This is a genomic window from Dokdonella immobilis (assembly GCF_900115085.1).
GTDB lineage: Bacteria > Pseudomonadota > Gammaproteobacteria > Xanthomonadales > Rhodanobacteraceae > Dokdonella > Dokdonella immobilis.
Genome location: NZ_FOVF01000026.1, coordinates 39,496 through 57,975, shown reverse-complemented (window position 1 = coordinate 57,975; position 18,480 = coordinate 39,496). Strand labels below are relative to the sequence as shown.

At 66.3% G+C, this 18,480-nt stretch carries 21 protein-coding genes; 9 read left to right on the top strand and 12 right to left on the bottom strand.

Translation table 11 applies throughout. The features are described 5' to 3' along the window. The first annotated feature begins 31 nt into the window (after window positions 1-31). The 5 genes from BM125_RS15260 (at window position 32) to BM125_RS15240 (ending at window position 2,901) form a co-directional block, all read left to right on the top strand. The gene (locus BM125_RS15260; RefSeq protein ID WP_092409523.1) at window positions 32-532 is read left to right on the top strand and encodes a phage tail protein; all 501 of its coding nucleotides are present in this window, start codon (window positions 32-34) and stop codon (window positions 530-532) included. An 11-nt stretch (window positions 533-543) separates the two neighbouring features. Continuing rightward, window positions 544-1,047, top strand: coding sequence for a phage tail protein (locus BM125_RS15255; RefSeq protein WP_092409521.1), 504 nt, complete (start codon window positions 544-546; stop codon window positions 1,045-1,047). Window positions 1,048-1,057: 10 nt separating this feature from the next. Further along, the gene (locus tag BM125_RS15250; RefSeq protein ID WP_092409519.1) at window positions 1,058-1,579 is read left to right on the top strand and encodes a phage tail protein; all 522 of its coding nucleotides are present in this window, start codon (window positions 1,058-1,060) and stop codon (window positions 1,577-1,579) included. Between the two features lie 159 nt (window positions 1,580-1,738). Next, window positions 1,739-2,353, top strand: coding sequence for a hypothetical protein (locus BM125_RS15245; RefSeq protein ID WP_092409517.1), 615 nt, complete (start codon window positions 1,739-1,741; stop codon window positions 2,351-2,353). Beyond that, window positions 2,353-2,901, top strand: coding sequence for a GNAT family N-acetyltransferase (locus BM125_RS15240; RefSeq protein ID WP_092409515.1), 549 nt, complete (start codon window positions 2,353-2,355; stop codon window positions 2,899-2,901). Before BM125_RS15245 ends, BM125_RS15240 begins: the two co-directional genes overlap by 1 nt. Here BM125_RS15240 and BM125_RS15235 read toward each other — a convergent pair. From BM125_RS15235 to BM125_RS15225, 3 genes are all read right to left on the bottom strand, one after another. After that, complete coding sequence (locus BM125_RS15235; protein ID WP_092409513.1) at window positions 2,894-3,181, bottom strand: DUF6916 family protein; 288 nt, start codon at window positions 3,179-3,181, stop codon at window positions 2,894-2,896. The two genes, BM125_RS15240 and BM125_RS15235, sit on opposite strands and share 8 nt — an antisense overlap. A 154-nt stretch (window positions 3,182-3,335) precedes the next feature. Then, on the bottom strand, window positions 3,336-4,664 hold the full coding sequence (locus BM125_RS15230) for an APC family permease (protein ID WP_092409511.1): 1,329 nt from the start codon (window positions 4,662-4,664) through the stop codon (window positions 3,336-3,338). Further along, a complete protein-coding gene (locus BM125_RS15225; protein WP_092409509.1) occupies window positions 4,661-5,179 on the bottom strand; it encodes a hypothetical protein in 519 nt (172 codons plus the stop codon). Before BM125_RS15225 ends, BM125_RS15230 begins: the two co-directional genes overlap by 4 nt. 159 nt (window positions 5,180-5,338) lie before the next feature. Between BM125_RS15225 and BM125_RS15220 the strand changes: the two genes are divergently transcribed. After that, window positions 5,339-6,409 (top strand): diguanylate cyclase, encoded by a 1,071-nt coding sequence (locus BM125_RS15220; RefSeq protein ID WP_092409507.1) that lies wholly within the window; start codon window positions 5,339-5,341, stop codon window positions 6,407-6,409. A 10-nt stretch (window positions 6,410-6,419) separates the two neighbouring features. Here BM125_RS15220 and BM125_RS15215 read toward each other — a convergent pair whose 3' ends face one another. The 9 genes from BM125_RS15215 to BM125_RS15175 form a co-directional block, all read right to left on the bottom strand. Beyond that, a complete protein-coding gene (locus BM125_RS15215; RefSeq protein WP_092409505.1) occupies window positions 6,420-7,553 on the bottom strand; it encodes a zinc-dependent alcohol dehydrogenase family protein in 1,134 nt (377 codons plus the stop codon). Further along, the gene (locus BM125_RS15210) at window positions 7,550-7,981 is read right to left on the bottom strand and encodes an acyl-CoA thioesterase (RefSeq protein WP_092409503.1); all 432 of its coding nucleotides are present in this window, start codon (window positions 7,979-7,981) and stop codon (window positions 7,550-7,552) included. Before BM125_RS15210 ends, BM125_RS15215 begins: the two co-directional genes overlap by 4 nt. Continuing rightward, window positions 7,978-9,366, bottom strand: coding sequence for a hypothetical protein (locus tag BM125_RS15205; protein ID WP_092409501.1), 1,389 nt, complete (start codon window positions 9,364-9,366; stop codon window positions 7,978-7,980). Before BM125_RS15205 ends, BM125_RS15210 begins: the two co-directional genes overlap by 4 nt. 90 nt (window positions 9,367-9,456) lie before the next feature. Next, entirely contained in the window at window positions 9,457-10,212 is a 756-nt protein-coding gene (locus BM125_RS15200; protein ID WP_092409499.1) for a class II aldolase/adducin family protein, read from the bottom strand. A gap of 145 nt (window positions 10,213-10,357) precedes the next feature. Beyond that, window positions 10,358-10,783: a PaaI family thioesterase gene (locus BM125_RS15195; protein ID WP_092409497.1), complete on the bottom strand. Its 426-nt coding sequence runs from the start codon at window positions 10,781-10,783 to the stop codon at window positions 10,358-10,360. Window positions 10,784-10,823: 40 nt separating this feature from the next. After that, window positions 10,824-12,473, bottom strand: coding sequence for a long-chain-fatty-acid--CoA ligase (locus BM125_RS15190; protein WP_092409495.1), 1,650 nt, complete (start codon window positions 12,471-12,473; stop codon window positions 10,824-10,826). Window positions 12,474-12,520: 47 nt separating this feature from the next. Continuing rightward, entirely contained in the window at window positions 12,521-13,516 is a 996-nt protein-coding gene (locus tag BM125_RS15185) for an NADPH:quinone oxidoreductase family protein (protein ID WP_092409493.1), read from the bottom strand. 28 nt (window positions 13,517-13,544) lie between these two features. Next, entirely contained in the window at window positions 13,545-14,363 is an 819-nt protein-coding gene (locus tag BM125_RS15180) for an IclR family transcriptional regulator (protein WP_092409491.1), read from the bottom strand. Between the two features lie 20 nt (window positions 14,364-14,383). Beyond that, entirely contained in the window at window positions 14,384-15,622 is a 1,239-nt protein-coding gene (locus tag BM125_RS15175) for an acyl-CoA dehydrogenase family protein (RefSeq protein ID WP_092409489.1), read from the bottom strand. 250 nt (window positions 15,623-15,872) lie between these two features. Between BM125_RS15175 and BM125_RS15170 the strand changes: the two genes are divergently transcribed. From BM125_RS15170 to BM125_RS15160, 3 genes are read left to right on the top strand one after another with little or no spacing between them, the layout of a single operon-like run. Further along, on the top strand, window positions 15,873-16,589 hold the full coding sequence (locus BM125_RS15170; RefSeq protein ID WP_092409487.1) for a 2-phosphosulfolactate phosphatase: 717 nt from the start codon (window positions 15,873-15,875) through the stop codon (window positions 16,587-16,589). Beyond that, window positions 16,586-17,641, top strand: a complete 1,056-nt coding sequence (locus tag BM125_RS15165; protein ID WP_092409485.1) for a phosphotransferase family protein — start codon at window positions 16,586-16,588, stop codon at window positions 17,639-17,641. The genes BM125_RS15170 and BM125_RS15165 overlap by 4 nt, the downstream gene beginning before the upstream one ends. Next, on the top strand, window positions 17,638-18,474 hold the full coding sequence (locus BM125_RS15160) for an alpha/beta fold hydrolase (protein WP_092409483.1): 837 nt from the start codon (window positions 17,638-17,640) through the stop codon (window positions 18,472-18,474). The genes BM125_RS15165 and BM125_RS15160 overlap by 4 nt, the downstream gene beginning before the upstream one ends. Window positions 18,475-18,480: the final 6 nt, after the last annotated feature.

The window sequence follows — 18,480 nt, the reverse complement described above, 5'->3', positions numbered from 1 at the left end:
CCACGAAGCCCGTTCGACAAGGAGACTGATCATGGCCGAACCGTTCCTGTCCGAAATACGCTTGATGAGCTTCAATTTCGCGCCGCGTGGCTGGGCGTTATGCAATGGGCAGTTGCTGCCCATCAACCAGAATCAGGCATTGTTCTCGCTGCTCGGCACGACCTTCGGAGGCGATGGTCGCGTCAACTTCGGGCTGCCCGACCTGCGTGGCCGAACGCCGATCCACGTCGGCTCGAGCCACACGCTCGGGGAGCGCGGCGGCGAGCAGGCGCACACGCTGTCGATTGCCGAGCTGCCGACCCATCAGCACTTGCTGGCGGTCTCGACGACCAGCACGGGTGGAACTGCGACTCCGAACGGCAATGTGCTGGGCGGTGCCAACAATGCCTATCACAGCCCGCAGAACGTGACGGCTCTGCAAGCGGGGAGCGTCACGAACACGGGTGGCAGCCAGGCGCACCTGAACATGCAACCTTTCCTGACGATCAATTTCTCGATCGCCCTGCAGGGCATCTTCCCGAGCCCCAACTAACGGAGCACGTCATGGCACAACCTTATGTAGGTGAAATACGGATATTCGCCGGGAATTTCGCGCCCGCTGGCTGGCAATTCTGCGAGGGGCAATTGCTGCCGATCTCGGAGAACGAGACCTTGTTCCAGTTGATCGGAACGACCTACGGGGGCGACGGGCAAAGCACCTTCGCCTTGCCCGACCTGCGCGGGCGACTGCCCCTGCACATGGGCAACGGCTTCATCCTCGCCGAAACCGGTGGCGCCGAAGAGATCACGCTCACTGTCAACCAGATACCGTCGCATACCCATCCATTGCTCGGATCGGCCGTGACCGGCGATCAGATCAGCCCGAGCAACACGATGCTGGCCAATTCGTTCAACGTCGTGCCATACATCAACGACGCACCGAACGGAAACATGGCCGTGACCGCGATTTCAGGGGTCGGGGGCAGCCAGCCGCATACCAACTTCCAGCCTTATCTGTGCCTGAACTTCATCATTTCCCTGTTCGGAATCTTCCCGAGCCCAACCTGAGGAGAGAGACGTGGCCGATCCCTTTGTCGCGGAAATCCGCATCTTTCCGTTCAACTTCGCACCGAGAGGCTGGGCGTGGTGCGATGGTCAACTGTTGCCCCTGTCCCAGAACACGGCGCTGTTCTCCCTGCTCGGCACGACCTACGGCGGCAACGGCAAGAGCAACTTCGCCCTGCCGGATCTTCAGGGCCGCGCGCCGATGCATCCGGGCCAGGGACCGGGCCTGAGCCTGCACGATCTCGGCGAGACCGGTGGCAGCGAAACCGTTTCGTTGCTCGAATCGGAAATGCCGCTGCACTCCCACCAGCTCCGCGCAGACGTGCTCGATGTCGGCGATACGAACGTGATAAGCGGCAACGCCAGCCTGGCACTGTCCGCCAGCGGCACCTTGTACCAGACCACGCCAAACGCGAGCGCCGCGCCGGAATCGCTGGCTCCGGCCGGCGGCGACCAGCCGCACAACAACATGATGCCGTACCTCACGTTCTACTTCTGCATCGCCCTGCAGGGCGTATTTCCTCCACGCACCTGATCGGCTGCCGAGTGCCGCAGGCAGGGCCGCTTCGCGCGACCTGCCTGCGGTTGCGGATCGAGCGTCCGCGGCATCATCGCCAAGGCGGATCCGACTCTCGACTTCTGCCTGGACCTCCAGCGGGTGTATTCTTCCGCTACACAGGGGGAGTCAAAATCCATGCAGCGTCGTGATTTCGCAAGAACCTTGCTTCTTGGCGCCGGTGCCGTCTGCACATTGGCGGCGCCGGTTTCCCGCACCGCACTGGCCGCCGGCACCAAAGCCCGCCTGCACGCGATGCTCGCGCGCGAGCGAGGCCAAACCGGCCGCACCCGATGGCAGCCCATCGATTCGTGCCGCTCCAGCACCTGCGCAGTTGCATCTCGGATACGCGTCGACATCGAGTCGATCGCCTTCACGCCGACCCTGCGCCCGCTTGTCGTCGACGCGATGCTCGATACGCATGCTGGTCTGCGCCCGTTCCGTATCGCGAGCTTTCAGCCCGACAGCCACTCTCCGGCAAGCAAGCCGTTCTCGTTCGAAATCGAACGCTCGGGCCTGGCCGGGTTTCGCGGCGAGCTGGGTGGCACCGAGGGTAATGCGCTGCGCATCGGCAGCGTTGCCGCACTCGGCTCTGCGCGCCCCGTGCTCGATCCCGGTCGCTACATGCTTGCGTTCGCTGAATCCGCGCGCGATATAGACCCTGGGGTCCTGTCGGCATCCGGATTCGATGTACATCAGGCCCCCTCGCCGATTGCGAGGCTGATCTTCACGGTACGCGAACCGGCGGTCTGATGGCGTCATTCAGCGTCGCTGAGCTGCTGTCCCGGGCGTTGCAGGCATTCGACGCCGCGCTCGACATCAGAGCCGAAACCGATGCGGATTTCGATTTTGTCTGCGCACTGTATGCGCAGACGCGCGAGGAGGAACTCGCCGCCGTCGAATGGCCGGCGGCGGCGAAGCGCGATTTCCTCGATTCGCAATGCCGCTTGCAGCGCGACCATTACCTCCTTCATTACCGCGGTGCCGACCGCCTCCTGATCGAACGCGGTTCGCAGCCGATCGGCCGCGTTTATGTGCATGCCAAGCCGAAGGAAATCCGCCTCATGGACATCGCGTTGTTGCGCGACCAGCGCCGCCGAGGCATCGGCACCTCGATCGTGCGTTCGCTGCAGGAGGAAGCGCGTCGACTCGGCGCTGAGCTCAGTCTGCACGTCGAACCGACGAATCCGGCGCAAAGGATCTACGCCCGACTCGGCTTCCGCCTGGTCGAGAATCGCGGCATCTACGATTTCCTGTCCTGGTCGCCTTCGACGAATCCCGCGACCTCGCAGGCTAGTTGAAGACGGCCTCGAACAGCGCTTGCCCATCAACCGGTGCGATTGGAACGAGAAACACTTCGAGCGTGCCGAGCTGCGGATGCTGCAACCGATACAGACCCTGGGTACCTCGCGTAGCGGCTGGTGCGGCCAAGGTCAGCGCGAAGGGCTCGCCTCTCGGCGAGGGCGATTTGAGCCGGGCGACCGCCTTCAGCGTGAAGGCATGGTGCGAATCGACGATCGGCAATTCGCTACCGACCAGGCTTTCGAAATGCTCGGGATTGAGTTGCGACAAATCGAACACCGCGGGCTACTCCGTTGCAGGATTCCACAGAGTAACAATCTGCCACCGATCCCGGTAGCGCGGCATGAACCTGCGACCGGGTTTCCCCGTACCGGCTGCGCTGCGGACCGGCGGGCAGCCGGCATCGCGCGCCACCCGCGCGCCCGCAACCGACTCAGCCGGAAGCAGCCTGGGGGTTCGCGCGATGCTCGACGCGGCGGGAGAAGGCCAGCATGAGCAATCCGGCGACGACACAGCCGCCGGTCACCAGCACCGACTGCAGGGTCACTTGCCAGAGCAGTGCGGCACAGACCAGCAAGGCAAGCACCATCCATACCCTGCGGCCAGCGACTTGCATGGCGCCGGCTACGGTACCGAATTGCCGATGCAGGCGCGGCATCGCGCCGACGCAGACCATATAGAGGATGATGCGCGCGAACACGCTGAGCCCGGCCAACCAGACGAAGCCGCCACTGACCGCGAATGCAAAGCAGGCCGCGCCGTAGAGGATGATCGACCTGGCCGGCGTGTGGAAGCGTGGATGCACTCGCCCGAGCGCGGCCGGCAGAAATCCGTCGAGGGCCATGCGATAGGTCAACCGCGGCGTCGAGAACATCGCACCGAGCAGGTTGCCGCCAACCGAGGCGATGATCGCGATCAGCATCATCAGCGCACCCACATCGCCCATCTGTGCGGCGGCGACGTCGACAAGGGGCCGACTGGAGGTTGCCAATGAGGGCAGGCTGACCAGGGCGACCGCCTGAATCAGGGCATACAGCAATGCGCAAACGACCAGGCCGAGCAGCAGGGCGCGTGGCAAATCACGCTGCGGATTCCGGGCTTCTCCTGCGGGTACCAGACCGCCCTCGAAGCCGACATAGGCGTAGATGACGAGGAACAATGCGCCGCCCAGGTCCTCGATGCCGACGGTGTGATCGAGCCTCGGCAGCAACGTGCCGATGTCAACCTGGATCAGGCCGATGGCGACCATTGCGATCAGCGGCAGGAACTTGAATGCGGTCAGCAGGCCCAGCGTGCCGATGGCGTTTCGTGCGCCGAGCACATTGTTCAGGATCATCAATGAGCAGATGAGGAAGGCCAGGGCGACGCGCACGCTCGGGTCCATCGCGCCGGCCCAGAAATAGCCGAGCGAAGTCAGCAACAGGTTCAGGTTGGCCGCGAACGAAAGCACGCGCGAGACGTAGTAGAGCCAGCCGACCTGGAAGCCGGCCATCGGCCCGAAGGCACTCGCGGCGTAGAGGATCGGCCCGCCGGTACCGCGGAAATAGCTCGCCATCTGCATGAAGCAGAGCATGATCGGCGCGATCATCAGCGCGCACAGCATGAAGATCCAGACGCTGCCGGGGCCTGCCAACCGGGCCAGTTCGCCGGGCAATCCGAAGATGCCCGCACCGATCATGCCGTTGATGATCAGCAGCCACAGGCCGGGCAGGGCCAGACGTCGAAGCAGTCTTTCCTCGGGCCCGGCCATTTCCGAGGTCATGTGCGCAGCGGCGCGCGCTCCGACGCCACGCTCGCGGCCGTGCCGAAGACCCGCGCGATGATCACGCCGACGGCCATGTGCACGAGGATGTCGGTGACCGTGATCCAGCCATTCAGGCGCGGAAAGATCGCCGGAAAGCGCAGCGGAAGGACGATGCCGTACATGACCGCGTAGAGACCGGCGCCGTAGAGCAGGCCACTCGACCAGGGTCGTCGGCGCAGGCGCATGATGCGCGCGGCGGCCAGGCCATAGGTGCCGGCCATGACGGCCATGATGCCGTAGTGCGTGGCCAGTCCAAGCAGGGCCGATCCGGTTCCGCCCTGATAGGCGGCAGGTCCCAGCCAGCCGCTGGCGACGCTCTGCAACACGGTCATCGGCATGCGCCCGCGAAAATAGCTGACGACACATGCATAGGTGATGTCGAGCGTGCCCGCTGCAACGGTGGCAACCAGCAGGCGGCGGAAGAATTGCGCCGGCTGCCGGAGCTCGCCCGACGTGTGCGTACTGGCATTCATGGCAATGCTGACTCCGCGACCTGCGCCACCATAGCCGATCCCTGCGGCGGGCGCCCGGGTCGCGCTATCGGCAACCCTGGATGAACGACCGCCCGAATGCCGCCGGCATCAAACTTGCAGTGGGCTATGCTGTGACGGAACCAGGCACCCAGCGAGCGCATGGCGGCACCCACTTCCGTAGATTCCCGATCCGACCCTCCCGCGACCGTGCGCACGCGCGCGCAACGTGCGCTGCCGCGTCGCGCCTACGGCTTTCGCATCCTCGGCATGGGCCTGGCCGCGCTGCCGCTGATCGCGGTCATGCACGAGTTGCAGGCGCCATGGCCGGCATGGGCCTGGATGGTGCTGACCTGCCTGCTCTGGCCGCACATCGCCTATGCGCGGGCCATGCAAAGCCGCGATCCGTTTCTTGCCGAGCTGCGCAACTTCCTCATCGACTCGGCAATCGCCGGCAGCTGGGTGCCGATCCTGCACTTCAACCTGCTGCCGTCCGCGGTGCTGCTGTCAGTGGTCACCGCCGACAAGATCAATTCGGGCGTGCGCCGACTCTGGCTGTACTCCCTGCCCGGCACGGTCCTGGCCCTGCTGGCCATGGCCTGGGTTACCGGATTCGCCTTCCAGCCAGCGACCAGCATGTTCGTGATCGTGTCGTGCCTGCCGATCATGATCATCCATACGCTCGCCGTCAGCGCGAGCAGCTACCGACTGGTGCGGCGCGTGCAGACACAGAACGCCCGGCTCGAGGAGCTGAGCCGGATCGACACCCTGAGCGGTCTATATGCCCGCGGCCACTGGGAAGGCCTGGCGAGCGACGCCCTGCGCCACCATGCACTGTCCGGGACGGGCGCCATGATGGTCATCGACGTCGATCGCTTCAAGGAGATCAATGACCGTCATGGCCATGCGATCGGCGACGACGTCCTGCGCGGCATCGCCGAAGTGATCCGCCGCAACACGCCGACCGGCAGCCACGCCGGTCGCATCGGTGGCGACGAATTCGCGGTGGTCCTGCCCGGCTCCGTCGCCGATGCCGAACAGGCGGCCGAGCGCATCCTCGAAGCCGCCCGCTCCCTCGCCTTCGCCAATGCCGGTGAGCTGTGTTGTTCGGTGAGTATCGGGATCAGCGCGATGCCGCCATCGGAAACCGATCTGCGCGGCTGGGTCGAGAGTGCCGATCGCGCCCTGTATCGGGCCAAGCAGGCGGGTCGCGATCGGGCGATGACCGCCTGACGCACATCGTTCAGTCGTCGAAGAGAATGACCTGGCGGATCGCGGTCGCGCGGTCGAGGCGATCGAAGCCTGCATTGACTTCGTCGAGCCTGAGCCGGTGGGTGAGCAGGCGATCGACCGGCAATCGGCCGGCCCGATACAGATCGATATAGCGCGGAATGTCGCGCCCGGGTACGGCCGAACCCATGTACGAGCCTTTTATGGTGCGCTCCTCGGCGACCAGGCTGACCGCCGGCACCGAGAACAGGCGTCCGGGTGCCGGCAGGCCAACGCTCAGGGTCGTTCCGCCACGCTGGGTCGCCGCGTAGGCCTCGGCCAGCACGCTCTCGTCGCCGACCGATTCGACCGCGAAGTCGACGCCGCCATGGCTGATCTCGCGGATCGCCGCGACGGCATCGCCGTGACGGGCATCGATGCAATGGCTGGCCCCGAGCTCGCGGGCCAGGGCGAGCTTCTCCTCGACCACATCGATGGCAATCAACGGAAACGCCGACACGGCGCGGGCGCCGAGCACGGCCGACAGGCCGACCCCACCGAGGCCGAAAACGGCCACGCTTTCGCCGGGCTGCACGCGTGCCGTGTTGATCACCGCGCCGACCCCGGTCAACACGGCGCAGCCGAACAGCGCGGCGATTTCGGGCGCCAGGTCGGCGTAGATGCGCACCGCGGAACGGGCCGAGACAACGCTGTATTCGGCGAAGCCCGAGACGCCGAGATGATGCTGCAAGGGCAGCCCTTCGGCATCGGCCCAGTGCTTGCCGCCGCCGAGCAGTTGGCCCGCGGCATTGGCCGCGGCGCCCGGTTCGCAGAGCACCGGTCTGCCGCTCGCGCACGGCGCGCAATGCCCGCACATCGGCACGAAAGAGAAGACGACGCGATCGCCGATCGCGAAGCCGTCGACCCCGGGCCCGAGTTCGACCACTTCGCCGGTCGCCTCGTGGCCGAGCACCATCGGCAGCGGCCGTGGGCGCGAGCCATTGATCACCGACAGGTCGGAGTGACAGAGGCCGGCGGCGAGCACGCGCACGCGCAGCTCGCCGCTGGCGGGCGGCGACAACTCGATCTGTTCGATCGAAAGCGGCCGCGAATCCGCATACGGCGCCGGACGCCCCATCTCGCGCAGCACCGCGGCACGCACCTTCATGCCGGCAACTCCACATGCAGCGACTTCAGCGCAGCACGAAGCGGTTCGGGCATCGCGGTCGGTTTGCGCTCGCGCCGATCGACGAACACATGGACGAACCAGCCGATCGCAGAAGCCGTCTCCTCGCCGCGACGGAACAGGCCGATGCCGTAGCGCACGCTCGAGTTGCCGAGATGTTCGACGCGCAGTCCGGCATCGATGGCTTCCGGGAAGGCGAATCCGCCGGCGTACTTGCAGTGCGATTCCGCACAGACGCCGATCACCTCGCCGGCATGGATATCAAGGCCGCCGGATTCGATCAGGAAGGTGTTGATGACGGTGTCGAAGTAGCTGTAGTACTCGACATTGTTGACATGCCCGTAGATGTCGTTGTCCTTCCAGCGGGTCTGCACCGAAAGAAAATGGCTGAAGTCGTTGCGGGCATTCATGGCGCGGAGCTTCCACTCGTTGCGCGCGATGCGGCAATTGCCGTCTCGACCGCCGGCGCCTGGTCGCGCTCGAAGCCGACCAGCAGCAGGCAGGCGGTCACGCCGATGGCCAGGCCGATCCACGGCTCGAACAGGGCCAGCGCGGCGCCGACCAGCAGGGCCGTACCGCGCGAGGCATTGGTCTTCGGAATGGCCATGGCCACGTAGGCGCAGGCGAAGCCGGTCAGGATCAGGGTCAGCGACAGGGCGATGCCGAGCAACGGCTTGAGCCCGGTCAGCAGCGGCAGCAGGAAGTAGATGAACGGCAAACCCATCAGGTAGTACGAAATCAATCCGCTGTTGAGATCGCGCATCGAACGCGGCCCTTCCTTCCAGCGCTGCACGATGACCACGTGCACGCCGGTCCAGAGCATGCCCTGGGTCGTGAAGAACGGCGCGACCAGGGCCGACAGCGCATTGCGGATGCCGAGGGCAAGATGCGAGCGGCGCACGTTGATGTCGACCGGGTCGTCCGGTCGCGACGATTTCGCCTCGCGCAGCACTTCGGTGCCGGTGACGATGTCGCCGAACTGGATCACGTAGGCGATCAGCACGAGCGGAATCGCTTCGAGGTAAGTCTTCGCGCTCGGCCAGCCGATCGAGAATGGCGACATCTTCGCCACGGTTTCGCCGATCGGTGGAATCAGCCAGCCCCATTGCACGTCATAGTGCACCTCGCCGACCAGTGGTCCGACCACCGCGGCGGCGATGAAGCCCGGCAGCAGGCCGAGCGAAGCGAGTAGCATCAGGCTGCGGTGGCGCTGCTTGAGGGCCTGGAACGGCACCGAGAAAACCAGTATCAGGCAGACCACGCAGGCCAGGGTGGTCGAGATTGGCTGCTGCAGCAGGAACTTCTCGGCATCGTCGATGAAGACCTTCTTGAACGCGGCGAACGCGGCGCCGAGGATGATTCCGGCACGCAGCGTCGGCGGCAGCCAGCGCATCAGCCAGCTGCCGAGGCCGGTCATGCCGAGCACGCTGACCAGGCCGGCGAACAGCAGGGACAGCGCGGTCATGGCCTGGAAGCGCTGCACCGGATCCGGATAGCCGGCGATTACGAAGGCCAGCACCAGCGGCAGGGCCGGCGTGTTCCAGCCCGGCGCATACGGCTCGCCGAAGGTATGCAGCGAGGAAACGATGAAGAAGCTGTAGAGCAGCGAGCAGGTGACCCCCTGCTCGAAGCTCATGCCGAAGTAGGCTTGAAGCACGGGCACCAGGGCCAGGCCGGTCGCGGTCGAGACGAACACGCCCTGCAGGAATTCGGGCCAGAGCAGGCGCGTGTGCAGGAACGGCAGGCGGAAGGTAAACGGACCCCACTGCCAGCCATTGGATCGGTTCGCCGTCATGCCTTTCTCCCCGTGGGCGCGGTGATGTGTTGGATGCAGCCTTGCGGGACGTCGGCGCTCGCCGGCGTCCTGCGCGTGCTGGCCTGGCCGTCAGTGACGATAGGACGGATCGGCCCGTTCGAGCTTGCGCAGCAGCGCGGGCCAGACGAACGCGCCGCCCATGCCCTCGGTCTGGGTACGCACCGAATGGGCGACGCCGTCGAGAATGCGCGGATCGACCCGGGTCAGTTCGCCGCCGGCCTGCGCCGCGAGCTGGATCTGGCAGGTCGTCTCGAACAGGTACATGGCCAGGAACGCATCGGCGATGGAAGGCCCGACCGTGAGCAGGCCGTGGTTGCGCAGCATCAGGAAATTCGCCGAGCCGAGGTCGGCCTGCAGGCGCGGTTTCTCGTCGTCGCGCAGGGCAACGCCCTCATAGTCGTGATAGCCGAGCGAGGCCAGCACGAAGGTCGATTGCTGCGAGATTGGCAGTACTCCGCCCTTCTGCGCACTGACCGCAACGCCGGCCCGCGTGTGCGTATGCAGGACGCAACCGGCATCCTCGCGCCCGGCATGGATGGCGCTGTGGATGACGAAGCCGGCCTTGTTGACCTGGTACGGCGACTCGCTGAGCTTGTTGCCTTCCTGGTCGATCGCGATCAGCGAGGACGCGGTGATCTCCTCGAACAGCAGCCCATACGGATTGATCAGGAATTGATGCTGATCACCGGGCAGGCGCGCACTGATGTGGGTGAACACGAGGTCGGTCCAGCCATACAGCGCGACGAGACGGTAGCAGGCGGCCAGGTCGCAGCGCAGCTGCCATTCCTCCTTGTCGACCTTGCCTTCCAGTGACGGTATGTTCATCGCGTGGACTCCTGCTTGGGTTCGAACCTTGGCGGATTCATGGCCTGATCGCGTAGCTCATCGACCGCGGCTTCGACGGCACGCGGATTGGGATCTGCCCGTGCATCGCCTTGGCCGGGCGCGGGGGGCGTTGGCGCTCTTCGTTTCAAGCGGTCGCCTCGCGTGCCGGAACGATCACATTGAAGACCGCGCTCGCCCTGGCGATGCGATTTTCGCCGACCTGCAGGTGGCAATTGGCGAAGGCGAGCTGGCGGCCGACTTTCTGCACATCGGTATGGATCTCGATCCAGTCGCCCTTCTCGGCCCTGCCGGCAAAATCGATGCTCAGGTTCACCGTCACCATCGGTGTCGGTGGCCGGGTCGAGAAGGCCGTGCTGTAGCCCATCGCGATGTCGGCCAGGGTGCCGAGCACGCCGCCATGGACATGGCCGCGCACGTTGCAGTGCTTTTCCTCGGCGCGGATCGCGAAGACCAGGCCGGCCGCATCCGCGCGCTGCCAGACCGGACCGATCAGATCGGCGAACGGACTGCTGCGCGAGACCGGCTCGAATCCGGGAGGTGTGGCAGTCATGCGCGCGTGCTCCCGCTCCTGGCCGAGGTAGCGAGCCGCCTCAGCATGTCGTGCCCTTCGCCATTTCGCGTTCCTGCAGCATTCGCCACTGCATCTTGCCCGCGGCGTTCTTCGGCAGGCTGTCGACGAACTCGACCGCGTGCGGCACCTTGTAGGCGGCCATCTGCTCGCGCGCCCAGGCGATCAGCGCTTCGGCATCGACAGCCTGGCCGGGTCGGCGCACGACCAGGGCCTTGACGCTCTCGCCGCGGTGCGCGTCGCGGCAGGCGATCACGCAGGCTTCGAGCACGGCCGGGTGGGCGTACAGGTAGGACTCGACCTCGGCCGGCCAGACCTTGTAGCCCGAGGCATTGATCATGCGCTTGAGGCGGTCGACCATGAAGAAATAGCCTTCGTCGTCGACATAGCCGAGGTCACCGGTGCGGAAGTAGCGACGCCCGTCGATCTCGACGAAGGCGGCGGCGGTGCGTTCGGCATCGCCGAAGTAGCCACGGAAAACCTGTGGGCCGTCGACGAGGATCTCGCCGACTTCACCGACCTCGAGCGGCTTCAGCGTTTCGATGTCGACGACGAGCGCGTGCACGTCGAAGATCGGCAGGCCGAGGCACTGCGCCTTCGGCCGGTGGGTCGGGTTCAGATGGGTCGGCGCCATCGTCTCCGAGAGCCCGTAGCCTTCGATGTAGTGGATGCCCCAGAGCGCATGGATACGTTCCGCCACCGCCTTCGGCATCGCCGCGCCGCCTCCGGTCAGGCAGTACAGCGAGGACAGGTCGCGCTGGTCGAGGTCGGGCTGGTTGAGGAAATCGAACAGCATGGTCGGGATCGCCGTCCATGTCGTCACGCCGAAGCGCTCGATCAGCATGGCCGCGCAGCGCTTGTCCCAGCGCGTCATGATGGCGATGCTGACGCCGCCATAGATCGGCGACATGACCCCGTTCTGCAGGCCGGTGACATGGAACATCGGCAGTGCGGCGAGGACCCTGCAGTCCTTCGGCACGTAACACCATTCCGGGCCACCGATGGTCGTGTGCATGACGCTGCGATGGGTATGCATGCAGCCCTTTGGCGCACCGGTCGTGCCCGAGGTGTACGGCATCACGGCCAGATCGTCGGGGCCGGCCAGTGGCGGTGCCGGTTCGCAGTTGTGCTCCAGGGCCGCGCCCCAGGCGACTGCGCCATCGACGGCAATCGCCGCGGCACAGACGATGTCGGGCAGGGGCAGATCGGTTTGCGCATCGATGTAGTCGGAATACGTCGCGACGATGCCATGGGCGAGGTCAGTGCCGAGCAGCGGCGCGATGTGTTCGGCCAGCTCCTGGCCAAAGATCGCGACCCGGCTGCCGCTGTCGCGGACGATGTGGGCGACCTCCTGCTGCCGGTTCATCGTGTTGATCGGCACGACCATGGCATCGGCGCGCAGGATCGCGTGCAGGGCAATGATGAACTGCGGACTGTTCTGCATGAACAGGGCGACGCGATCACCGCGGCGCACGTCGCAGACCTGCTGCAGGTAGCCGGCCAGCGCGTCGACCTGGCGCTTGAGTTCGGCGTAGTCAAGCACGCCGCCGTAGTAGAGCGTGGCCGCACGCTCCGGATAGCGCCGCGCCGAGACCTCGAGGTTGTAGCAGAGCGAGGTGTCGGGCAATTCGAGATGACGCGGGATGCCGGGTGGCCAGTGGGTCAGGTTCATGGTCGGTGCCGGGCCTCCAGGTTCAGGACGATGCAGGGTGTCAACGCTCACTCGACCTGTTGCGGCAGGATCACGAGCTTGCCGATGACCTTGCGCGCGAGCAGCGCATCGAGCGCCGCCGGCGCCTGCGACAGCGGATAGCGTTTCGAGATCAGCGGCCGGATCTTGCGCTCGTGCAGCCAGGTGAACAGCATCGCCAGGCTCTCGGCGCTGAGGGCCGGCTCGCGACGCACGAACTCGCCCCAGAACACGCCGACCAGCGAACTGCCCTTGAGCAGCAGCAGGTTGATCGGAATCTTCGGGATCTCACCGGCGGCGAAGCCGACCACGAGATAGCGGCCGCGCCAGCCGACGCTGCGCAAGGCCGGTTCGGCGAACTCGCCGCCGACCGGGTCGTAGACGAGGTCGACACCCTTGCCCTGGGTCAGGGTCTTGATGCGTTCGCGCAGATCCTCGCCGCTGTAATCGATGACCGCATCGGCGCCATGGGCCAGTGCCGCATCGCGCTTGTCCTCGCTCGAGGCTGCGGCAATCACGTGCAGGCCCATCAGCTTGCCGATCTCGACCGCTGCGATGCCGACCCCGCCGCCGGCGCCGAGCACGAGCATGCTCTCGCCGGGTTGGGCCTGGCCGCGATCCTTGATCGCGTGCAGCGAGGTGCCATAGGTCAGCACGAAACTGCCGGCCAGTTCGAGCTCGGCGTCGGAGATGCCTTTCGGCAACGGCACGATATGGGTCGCGTCGATCAGCGCTTCCTGTGCGTAGGCGCCATGCGAGGCCAGGCCGACCACCTTGTCGCCGACCGCAAGGCGCTTGACCTCGCTGCCGAGGGCGATGATCTCGCCGGCCAGTTCGCCGCCCGGCGAGAACGGGAACTCGGGGCGGAACTGGTACTTGCCGGCCACGATCAGGGCGTCGGGAAAATTCACTGCGGCGACCTGCACGCGCACGAGCACCTGCTTCGGGCCGGGAATCGGCGTCGGCATCTCGCGCAGTTGCAGGGTCGACGGGGCGCCCCAGTTCTCGCAGATGATGGCTTTCATGCGGCTCCTTGTCGGTGGCTCGGCCGGATCAGAAGCGGCCTTCGGTGCGTTCGAAGACCGTGTTGCGCAGGGCGACCAGACGCGGGCCGAAATCGTGGATCAGTTTTTCGCGCGTCATCACCGAGACGCGACCACTGCAGTTGAAGGCGAGCACGCGGCTGCGGTCGGCCGAGACCATCGGCACGCCGACCGCGAACACGTCCGGATTCCAGTCACCGAGCGAAAAGCAGAAGCCGTAGTTCTCGTAGTCCTGGCGCGCACGCACGATGCCGGCACGGATCTTCGGCCACAGGCCCGGCTCGCACTCCTGCTCGATCACGCGCAGATGCTGTTCGAAGACCTCCAGTGGCCGCGCGGCGAGGTCGGCGCGGCCGAGCGCGGTCGAACCGTGCGGAACGCGCGCACCGGGATCGAGCTTGAGATGGAAGGTCGCATCGCCCTGGCAGACCTCGAGCACGACCATGCGCATGCCGTCGGCGGCGCCGAGCATGACCGCGGCCTGGGTGTAGTCGGCCAGTTCGCGCATCAGCGGACGCGCGATCGTGACCACGTCGTGGCTTTTCATGAAGGCATGGCTGAGCGAAAGAATGCCTGGCCCGAGCGAGTATTTTTCCAGCTGCGGCGAGTACTCGAGATAGCCGAGCGCGGACAGCGTGAAGGTCATGCGCGAGACGGTCGGTTTCGGCAGGTCGGTGCGACGCACGATGTCCTGGTTGCCGAGGTACTGCTCGCCATGCTCGAAACAGCGCAGGATCGAGAAGGCCCGCGCCACCGACGTCACGTACTGCGGATGATCCTCGTTGACCAGATGGCCGTAGCTGCCGGCCGCGCGTCGTGGATTGCCCATGGCCGCCCTCCTGACCGTCTCTAGTGGGCCGCGTCGGCCACGCTGGCGTGGCGGGCCAGTTCGAGCCGCGCGATCGTGCTGCGATGAACCTCGTCGGGTCCGTCGGCCAGGCGCAGCGAGCGCGCGCCGGCGTAGGCGTGGGCGAGCGGGAAATCGCTGCTGACACCGGCGCCGCCGTGCGCCTGGATCGCCCAGTCAATGATCTGGCAGGCCATGTTCGGCGCGACCACCTTGATCATCGCGATCTCGGTGCGCGCGGCCTTGTTGCCGACCTTGTCCATCGCATCGGCGGCCTTCAGGGTCAGCAGGCGCGCCTGGTCGATCATGCAGCGCGCTTCGGCGATGCGTTCGTGCCAGATCGAATACTCGCTGAGGCGCCGACCGAAGGCGACGCGCGAACTGACCCGCTGGCAGAGCAGCTCGAGCGCGCGCTCGGCGAGACCGATCGTGCGCATGCAATGGTGGATGCGGCCGGGTCCGAGGCGACCCTGGGCGATCTCGAAGCCACGGCCCTCGCCAAGCAGCAGGTTGCTGGCCGGCACGCGTACGTCGGTCAGGCGGATGTCCATGTGGCCATGCGGCGCGTCGTCGTAGCCGAACACGGTGACCGGGCGCAGGACTTCGATGCCGGGCGTGTCGGCCGGCACCAGGATCATCGACTGCTGGCGGTGTTTGGCCTGCTCCGGATCGGTCTTGCCCATGACGATGTAGATCCGGCAGCGCGGATCGCCGGCGCCCGAGGAAAACCACTTGCGTCCATTGATCACATAGTCGTCGCCATCGCGGCGGATCGAACACTCGATGTTGGTTGCGTCCGACGAGGCGACCGCCGGTTCGGTCATCAGGAAGGCCGAGCGGATCGTGCCGGCCAGCAGCGGTTCGAGCCATTCGTCCTTCTGCGCTTCGCTGCCGTAGCGCTCGAGCACCTCCATGTTGCCGGTGTCGGGGGCCGAGCAGTTGAAGATCTCGGGCGCCCACTCGCAGCGCCCCATGATTTCGCAGAGCGGTGCGTATTCGAGATTCGAAAGCCCCTGCGGGGCGCGCTCGGAACGCGGCAGGAACAGGTTCCACAAATCCTGCGCGCGGGCCTCGGCCTTGAGCTCCTCGAACAGTGCGACTGGCGTCCACGGCTTGCCCAAACGACGGTTCTCCGCGATCGCCTCCTCGACGCGGGCCTCGTTGGGCGCGATATGGCGATCGAAGAAGGCCTGGGTGCGCTCGCGCAGCTGCTCGACCTTCGGCGAATAGGAAAAATCCATGGCGGTTCCTGGATGGGATAGGACGGCCTGTGTTCCACAATGCGAAACACTATTCCAGACCGCACACGATAGTAGGCGTGGAAGCGGCACAGCGCAAGCGAGCCCTGTGGTCGATTCATGCTGCCTTGCAACAATGAAACCCGAGATCGGGCGGCTTGTGCGCCCGCATCGGGCAGGCTAGAGTGTTCCACTCCGATGATTCATTGTTTCGCAATACGGAACTCATTGCCGAGGCGCCGCGCACACGACCATGCCCAAACTGCATGTGCTGCTCAAACGCGAAGAGATCGACCCGGCCCGTCTCGAGGGCAAGGTCATCATCGTCCTCGACATCCTGTTCGCGACGACCACGATCGTGCACGCATTCGCCCAGGGCGCGCGCCGTATCCATCCGGTGCGCGACCGAGACGAGGGCCTGCGCGCCGCCGCGGCGCTCGGTGCCTGCGTGCTCGCCGGCGAGCACCTGGCGCGGCCGATCCCGGGCTTCGCCCCGGCCACGCCGATGGCCCTGGCCGGCCTCGGCCTGGCCGATCGCGAAATGATCTATTGCACGACCAACGGCACCCGGGCCCTGGTCGCGGTGGCGCACGCCGCCCACGTCTACGTCGGCTCGCTGCTGAACGGGCGCGCCCTGGTCGAGCACGTCATCGCACGGCATGCACAGCAATCGGTGCTGATCGTCTGCTCGGGTTCGCTCGATCGCTTCAACCTCGAGGACTTCCATGGCGCCGGCCATTTGATCGCGCATTTCACCCGGCTCGGCGACTATGCAATGACCGACGCCGCGATCGCCGCCCTGCACGCCTACCGCGGCAGCGACTCGCGCAGCGCGCTGGGCAGTTCGCGGGTCGGCCGCATGATGATCGAACACGACCTCGGCGCCGAGGTCGACTGCGCCAGCGACCACGACTCGCTCGACGTCGTGCCGGCCTTGATCGACGGACTACTGGTCCGGGTGGCGGCATGAACCAGGCCGCCGATCGCGAAACCCTGCCGTTTGCCGCCGAGGCCCTGCAGGCCTGGCTGGGCGAGCGCGTCGAGGGCATGCAGGGGCCGCTCGAGATCACGCGCTTCAAGGGCGGCCAGTCGAATCCGACCTACCTGTTGCAGACGCCCACGCATCGTTACGTGCTGCGGGCCAAGCCTGGGCCGGTCGCCGAACTGCTGCCCTCGGCGCACGCGATCGAACGCGAGTACCACGTGCAGGCGGCGCTAGCCGGCAGCGACGTGCCGGTCGCGCGCATGCACTGCCTGTGCGAGGACGAAGCGGTGATCGGGCGCGCCTTCTACGTGATGGACCACGTCGACGGACGCATCCTCTGGGACCAGACCCTGCCGGACAGCGACCCGGCCGAACGCGCGGCGCTCTACGACGAACTGAACCGGGTCATCAGCGCCCTGCACCGCATCGATCCGTCCGCGATCGGACTCGCCGACTACGGCAAGCATGGCGACTACTTCGCCCGCCAGATCACGCGCTGGACACGCCAGTACGATGCCAGCCGGACCGTGACCATCGAAGCCATGGACCGCCTGATCGAATGGCTGCCGGCGCACAGCCCGGTCGATGACGGCGCGGTCGCCCTCGTCCATGGCGACTACCGCATCGACAACGTGATCTTCCACCCGACCGAGTCGCGCATCCTTGCCGTGATCGACTGGGAGCTGTCCACGCTCGGCCATCCGCTGGCCGACTTCGCCTATCACATGATGAGCTGGCACATTCCGTCCGGAACGCTGCGCGGGCTGGCCGATTCCGATCTCGCCGCGCTCGGCATTCCCGACGAGGCCAGCTACATCGCCCGCTACGAACAGCGCAGCGGACGCAAGGTCTCCGGCGACTGGAACTTCTACCTGGCCTACAACCTGTTCCGCCTCGCCGCGATCTGCCAGGGCATCGCCAAACGCGTCGAGGCCGGCACCGCGAGCAGTGCCCAGGCCGCGCTCTATGGTCGCCAGGCCACGCCGCTGGCCGAACTGGGCTGGGGTTTCGCGCAGAAGTCCGGGGCGGTCCGATGAGCGCCGCGATTGAAGCGGCACGGCCGGTGAACGACGAGCCTCGCTCGGGCGATTTCATCAGCGACGACGGCCTGCGCCTGCGCTGGTATCGATGGGGCGACGAGGCCGACCCGGTACCGGTGGTGCTGCATCACGGTTTCGCCGCCAGCAGTGACAGCAACTGGCTGGCGACCGGCATCGTCGATGCCCTGCGCCGCGCCGGCCGCAGCGTCGTCAGCCTCGATGCACGCGGCCACGGCCGCTCGGATGCGCCGCACGATCCTGAACGCTACGGCGAAGCGCGCATGGCGCTCGACCTGCGCGCACTGATCGACCGGCTCGGCATTCGCGCTTTCGACCTGTTCGGTTACTCGATGGGCGCCGTGGTCAGCCTGCTCGTTGCCAGCAGCGATCGCCGCGTGCGCCGCCTGATCGTCGGCGGCGTCGGCGAGGGCGTGCTGAAAAGCGGCGGCGTCGATCTGCGCGTGATGCAACGCGAGGCGATCATCGCGGCCCTGCTGACCGACGATCCGGCCTCGATCACGCACCCCGGCGTCGCCCTGTTTCGCAGCTTCGCCGAGTACACCGGTTCGGATTTGCGCGCACTCGCGGCGCAGGCCATGCGCATGCACGATGCGCCCATCGCGCTCGACGCGATCGCGTGTCCTGCGCTGGTGCTTGCCGGGCAGGACGACATCCTTGCGGCGAACATCGAAGCGCTCGCCGCGGCCCTGCCCGAGGCCAGCAGCGCCCGCATGCCGGGTGGCCATCTCGATGCGGTCCGCGATCCGCGCTTCGCCGAACTCGCGACCCGCTTTCTCGGCGAAGCCAGCCGAACCCCATCCAACCCTTGACGGAAC